The sequence below is a fragment of the Nocardia sp. 852002-20019_SCH5090214 genome, from assembly GCF_001665865.1.
Lineage (GTDB): Bacteria > Actinomycetota > Actinomycetes > Mycobacteriales > Mycobacteriaceae > Nocardia > Nocardia nova.
Map to the genome: position 1 here is coordinate 1 of NZ_LZMK01000052.1, position 5,372 is coordinate 5,372.

The following is a 5,372-nucleotide window of genomic DNA, read 5'->3' on the forward strand; positions in this document are numbered from 1 at the left end:
TGTCGGTCTCGCTCACCGAGGACCAGGTCCGCGACCGCACCAAGACCGTCACCCGCCGCACGGGCTGGCTGATGCTGACGCCCGGCACCCGGCTCACGCTGTGCCGCAAGGTGATGGGCCGCCGCCGCGGCGAACCACTCGTCCGGATCGTCGACGTGGAAGTACTCGACGTCGGGCGCGAGCGCCTCGACACCATCACACCCGAAGAAGTCCGCGCCGAGGGTTTCGATATGACGCCGGCGGAGTTCGTCGAGTTCTTCTGCGGCACCCACACCGGCTGCACCCCGGCGTCCACGGTCACCCGGATCCGTTGGCGCTACCTCGATGATCCGGAATCGCCGTAGCAGCAGCGCTGTAACTGCATCGCACGATGGCGAGGGCCCCGCCGGCCGATACCCGGCGGGGCCCTCGCCATCACTGTAGGTGGCTGACGGAACTGGAGATCTTCTCCCACAACCTCAACTCGGTGATGACGTATACGAACGCCAAGAAGAAACCTTGTAGGACAAGGTCAATCTGCAGGTGGTGACAACGCGCACGATCAGAACGTCGAGAGCCTGCTCATCGGCGCTGATACACAGTTTGTGCACACCATCCGTCGGGCAGATCCCGCTGATTCGACGCTTTCAAGGTCCCGGCCTGCAGTTCTTCGGCGGCGCGCTCGCCGCCTGTCCTTGGGTTTTCGCATGCATCGGACGTCGGTCAGGTCCTCTACGATTCCGCCCACGGTCGCTCGCAGCGGCCCGCCCCCGGAACGGTGTGCGTGTGGCCAGGCTGGGGAATGCAGTGCGGCTCCCTGCCCTGTTGGAGGCAAGGCAGGGAGCCGAGGTCGACCCAGTCACATATCCACTCCAGCAACGAGAGGACACCGGGCCCGATGAGGTTAACCGCCTCGGCCGACACATGTCGGCATCTCGATCGCATCCCGCAGCCGGCGGCGCCCGGCGATGGGCCCAATCTCGCCGTATGCAGGGCATACGCGCGTCAGCGTGGCGTTGCACCCCACTTCTCTACGGTTCGTGCGCTTCTGTACCGACGACCGACAGGAACGACGAATCATGGCTGAGATGTTCGCGGGCGCAGGCGGACTCGCGCTCGCACGCCACCTACACGTAGGCGGACCGCCCTGCCAGGACTTTTTCGCAGACGGGAGAGCGCGGTGCTGACCGCATGGGGAGATGAGAGCGGGTCGCAGCCAGAGCGAGATCCCGGCACATATCTGCTGGCTGCCGCACTGGTCGAGGCCGACGACGTCGAGGTGGTACGTAAGACGATGGACGGGCTGCGGCTGCCCGGGGAGAAGAAGGTGCACTGGCAGCAAAGTTCCGACGAGCGCCGCGAGCTGCTCGTCCGGACGGTCGCCGAACTTCCTTCGGTCAGCGTCGTAGTCGTCCACCACGAGCAGGACGCCAACGACCGGCGACACCGCCGAAAGTGCCTGGAGTACCTGCTACCCCAGCTGGCCGAGATGCCATGCAGCCACATCACATTCGAATCGCGCAAGGACCTCGACCGCAGCGACCAGGACATTCTGGGCAAGTTCCGTGCGCGGAAGGTAATCGGCGCCGGTCTACGGATCCACCACAGCGTCGGCAGGACCGAACCAGTGCTGTGGGTGGCAGACGTGGTCTGTGGTGCGGTCGTGCAACAACGAGTCGGGAACCCCCACTACCTCGACCAGCTGGGGGGCCTGATCGACATCCGCCACATCTAGCCGGGATACGACGCGAGCCACAGGCCTCGTCGTCCGGCGAGTAATCCTGTGGCTCACTTCCAACCCCTCCGCAAAGGGGCGGCTCTGCGGCAACAGTAGCACGATTTGGCTATGACCCGTGTCACTCTCCCCCCAGGACGGTATATCCACTACCGGCCCTGAACAGCGGTTATCGAGTTTCCGGCACCCGCCTATACGCCTGCGGTTGGCATAGCCGAGCTGGCTACCGTCGCCGAATCCACCGCCGAAACCCGCCGGTGGATCCGGTCTGCTGCAGTTCTGGTTCTGACCGCGCCCCTGGCGCCGGATCGGTCCTTCGTGCTCCTACGGTGTCCATGGAACGAGCGAGTACTTGCCTGGTTGGCTGAACCGAGCCCGATGTCTGTTTCGTCTTCGGCGTCGGTAGGCGCGCTGTCGGCAGGCGTTACTGCAGTAGCGGCGCGGCCGACCGATCCGATCCAGATCGGCCATCGGTCCGGTCGGCATCTCACACGGGCACTCTGCGCACGCTGGGAGCCCGAGTAGGTCAGTCCACCCGTGAGACTCGCACCAGACCAAATCGGGGTCGCCAGCATCAGCTGCCTGGTTGACATCGAACGCAATCTGTATGCGCGCCAAGCGGTGTACGAGATCCTCGACCGCGGGGCCTGTCCGCCGATACACGCCCATGTCATGAGACAGCGTCCGCAGATATTGAAGGGCAACATGTGACGTTCCCAGCGGGCTGTGCGCCATTCGCTCGATCCACACACTGAGCTGCTCAGGCGTCATAGCCTCGCCGTTGCTTGTCCACCTGGCCTTGAGGACTTCAGCCATCTCAGCCCGGAGCTCGATGTCGTCGACCTTGTGGGCGACGCGCTGTTCGACTTTGTCGCTGTGCACTCTGTGGCGGGTCACATCGCCTCCTCAGGGCGCTCGGCCTCTGCGGTTCGATCCGTCTGCTGGCTGTCGTACTGGCCCGCGGTGGATCCTGTGGTCTTGTGGAACCCGAAGGCGTGGGCGAATACCGAGAAGATCGTAGGGATGTCGCGCTTCTCCGCGCGTAGCAAGGCTGTGGTCGTCACCCCGACCACAGCGGCGACGAGCAGTACCAGCGGCCACAGCCCCGTCGAGACGAGCTGCGCGACCACGACCGGAACAGGATTGGACATTGCGCCTCCGGATACGAAAAAAGCCCCCGGCGGATGCCGAGGGCTTGGGATACGGGTACTCATACGAAAAGAGCCCCGGACGATTGTCCGAGGCTTGGGAGGGCACAGCGGTGCCCAGCGATGAGTACGCTAGCACACCATCACGTCGCAGACCTATTCGGTCAAACCCGCTGGTCCAGTGAGCGATTCCGGGGCACCGATACTTTCGTAACGCTTCCGGACGACGAGAGCTCCGGCAGGTACTTGTAGAGCGTCGAGCGCGAGACGCCGATCAGCCGGGCGATCGACGCCACCGATTCGTCGGGGCGGGTGAGCATCGCGCGGGCCTGGCGGATCTGCTCGGCGTTCATGGCCGGTGGCCGGCCGAGCCGCTGTCCGCGGGCCCGCGCGGCGGCCAGGCCTTCGTTGGTGCCGTCGACGATCAGCTCGCGGATGAATTCGGCGAGCGCGGCGAAGACGTGGAACACCAGGCGGCCGCCGGGGGTGGTGGTGTCCAGGGCTTCGTGCAGGGACCGGAATCCGATGCCGCGCTTGCGAAGTCCGGTCACGATTGCGATCAGGTCCTGCAGGGACCGGCCGAGCCGGTCCAGCGACGGCACCACCAACGTGTCGCCCGGCCGCATGTAGTCGAGGCAGCGCGACAATTCCTCACGCTCGACGTTCTTGCCTGACTTCTTGTCCGAGAACACCTTCTGGCATCCGGCGTCCTGCAGCGCGTGGATCTGTCGGTCGAGGTTCTGGCCCTTGGTCGACACCCGCGCGTAGCCGACGAGCGCGCCCCCACCGCCGATCGGATCGAGGATATCGCCGTCGAGGCTGAGCGCCGGCCGGGAGTCGAGAGTGTCGGTCATGCCCGGACTGTACGAGGAAGTCCCGACAGGCCTGTGCGGCAACTGTGGCGGTGGGTCTACAGCCTCAGGTCGGCTCCATCGTTTTGCCGCCTGGCGCTGCCCTAGCTGGGAGCGTTACGAAATTCCGGTGCTGTAGAAAGTGGGCCGTGAGCTGGAGGTGTCTGCTCTGTGAATCTTGGAAAGCCCCTGCTAAACTCGGCGAGACGGCAGCGTGAAGTCTGCCCATTCGAGCCCCAGGTTCTCCTGGGGCTTTTCGTTTCAGTCGCCGCACACGGCCCTCAGCGCTTTCGCTGGGGGCCTTTTTTGTGTCTGAACCCGAGGAGGTCCTCTTGTTCGCGTCCATCGATTCGCTCACACATGCGGAGGGCTGGGTCGTGCTGTGTCTGGAGCTACCGGCCCTCGTCCTCGCTATCGGAGTGGTCGCAGCCGTCACGATTGCACTGTGTCGTGCACGGCCGGAGGATATCCCTCAGGTGTTTTCCGATTTCGTGAGAGCGTTCGGCTATCAGCTCAACTGGTTCCTGCGGCCCGGCCGGCGAAGGCCTTCCCCCGTCTCCCGGGCTGCACCAACGGTCGGCGCCGCTGGGCCGGATGCGCCGACGAAGAGGAACGCCCTTGCGGATCCGCAGGAGGAGACCAATGCCAAGGCATAGACGCAGCCGCTACCAGCAGCGTCCGACCGAGAGTCGTGCCACCAGTCAGATCCTCACCGACGCCGCGGTGCTTCAGCTGGGCAAGCACGTGCACCGCAAACCCACTGCCCTTCACGGTGGACTCTTCGAACGCTGGGACTACTTATACGGCGACATTCTTCCCCATTCGAAGTGGGACGACGACTCTGCGTGGGCAGAGATAGCGGCCGATTCCATGAGGTCGTATCTGGGCATGCTCCAACAGCTAGGGAGCATTGCGCCGTCCGCCCTGCTCCGACTCGCAGAAGCGATGGATCCAGACGAACAAGAGCTCGGAACGTGGGAGCTCGTATCCGAGTTCGGTGGCGAATTGGATGATGTGGTCGTCGCTTTGAAGGACCTCATGGAGGCGGGCGGACACCTTGACGCCACGCTGACCGGCCGGATCAAGCAGATCGAGAGCAAAGCGCGATTGCTCATCGAACGGCATTCGGGCTCGTTGAAGCGAGAATGCCGCCGCCACGGCTACGTCGAAGTCCAGCGACAGGCGCCGCGGTGTCAGGACTGTGGGTGCAACCTGCCCCAGCTCCCCGAATCCGACGACGAGGCGGCGCGGGCGGCCCGGCGCGGCCGACCGCGTAGCTACTGCGACAACGCCTGTCGCCAACGCCAGTACCGCCTTCGTCGCAAGGCGGCCCTGCGGGGTGTCGGCTTCGACGAGCTCTTGGATCCGCAAGATCGGTGACGACTGCAGCTTCTCAATGAGCTAGGTGTACGAGAAAGGTCCGACGGGACTTATTGGACGCCAGGATTTTTCGACACGTTTTACCGACACTCTTGTGACCTTCGGTGATAGATGGCCGAGATTCTGCGGCGATAGTTGGCCGGTCTACGCGGCGCCGTTGCGCAGGTAGTTGTAGACCGTTTCGCGGCTGACGCCGAATTCGTTGGCCAGCGCCGATTTTGGCTCGCCTGCCGCGGCGCGGGCGCGAAGCTGTTCGGCCTGCTCGGGGGTGAGGGCGGG

General features: G+C 64.6%; 7 protein-coding genes. 4 read left to right on the plus strand and 3 right to left on the minus strand.

Annotated elements, in window-relative coordinates:
• The coding region (locus tag A5780_RS40665; protein ID WP_231982866.1) for a hypothetical protein at window positions 1-344 on the plus strand (344 nt) is incomplete at its 5' end.
• Window positions 345-1,159: 815 nt separating this feature from the next.
• A complete protein-coding gene (locus A5780_RS06420) occupies window positions 1,160-1,714 on the plus strand; it encodes a hypothetical protein (RefSeq protein ID WP_064908003.1) in 555 nt (184 codons plus the stop codon).
• An 893-nt stretch (window positions 1,715-2,607) separates the two neighbouring features.
• On the opposite strand, the gene A5780_RS06425 is transcribed toward A5780_RS06420, so the two are convergent.
• Complete coding sequence (locus A5780_RS06425; protein WP_156769382.1) at window positions 2,608-2,865, minus strand: hypothetical protein; 258 nt, start codon at window positions 2,863-2,865, stop codon at window positions 2,608-2,610.
• Between the two features lie 161 nt (window positions 2,866-3,026).
• The gene (locus A5780_RS06430; protein WP_064908005.1) at window positions 3,027-3,716 is read right to left on the minus strand and encodes a recombinase family protein; all 690 of its coding nucleotides are present in this window, start codon (window positions 3,714-3,716) and stop codon (window positions 3,027-3,029) included.
• Window positions 3,717-4,045: 329 nt separating this feature from the next.
• Here A5780_RS06430 and A5780_RS06435 point away from each other — a divergent pair, with 329 nt between their 5' ends.
• Both A5780_RS06435 and A5780_RS06440 read left to right on the plus strand, forming a co-directional pair.
• Complete coding sequence (locus A5780_RS06435; protein WP_156769383.1) at window positions 4,046-4,369, plus strand: hypothetical protein; 324 nt, start codon at window positions 4,046-4,048, stop codon at window positions 4,367-4,369.
• Window positions 4,356-5,093: a hypothetical protein gene (locus tag A5780_RS06440; protein WP_156769384.1), complete on the plus strand. Its 738-nt coding sequence runs from the start codon at window positions 4,356-4,358 to the stop codon at window positions 5,091-5,093. Before A5780_RS06435 ends, A5780_RS06440 begins: the two co-directional genes overlap by 14 nt.
• Before the next feature lie 144 nt (window positions 5,094-5,237).
• Here A5780_RS06440 and A5780_RS06445 read toward each other — a convergent pair.
• The coding region (locus A5780_RS06445) for a helix-turn-helix domain-containing protein (RefSeq protein ID WP_156769385.1) at window positions 5,238-5,372 on the minus strand (135 nt) is incomplete at its 5' end.

What these genes read in the sequence shown, in the direction of transcription:
- A5780_RS06425 (WP_156769382.1), bottom strand. Translation starts at nt 2,865, where the DNA reads ATGTCCAATCCTGTTCCGGTCGTGGTCGCGCAGCTCGTCTCGACGGGG.
- A5780_RS06430 (WP_064908005.1), bottom strand. Translation starts at nt 3,716, where the DNA reads ATGACCGACACTCTCGACTCCCGGCCGGCGCTCAGCCTCGACGGCGAT.
- A5780_RS06440 (WP_156769384.1), top strand. Translation starts at nt 4,356, where the DNA reads ATGCCAAGGCATAGACGCAGCCGCTACCAGCAGCGTCCGACCGAGAGT.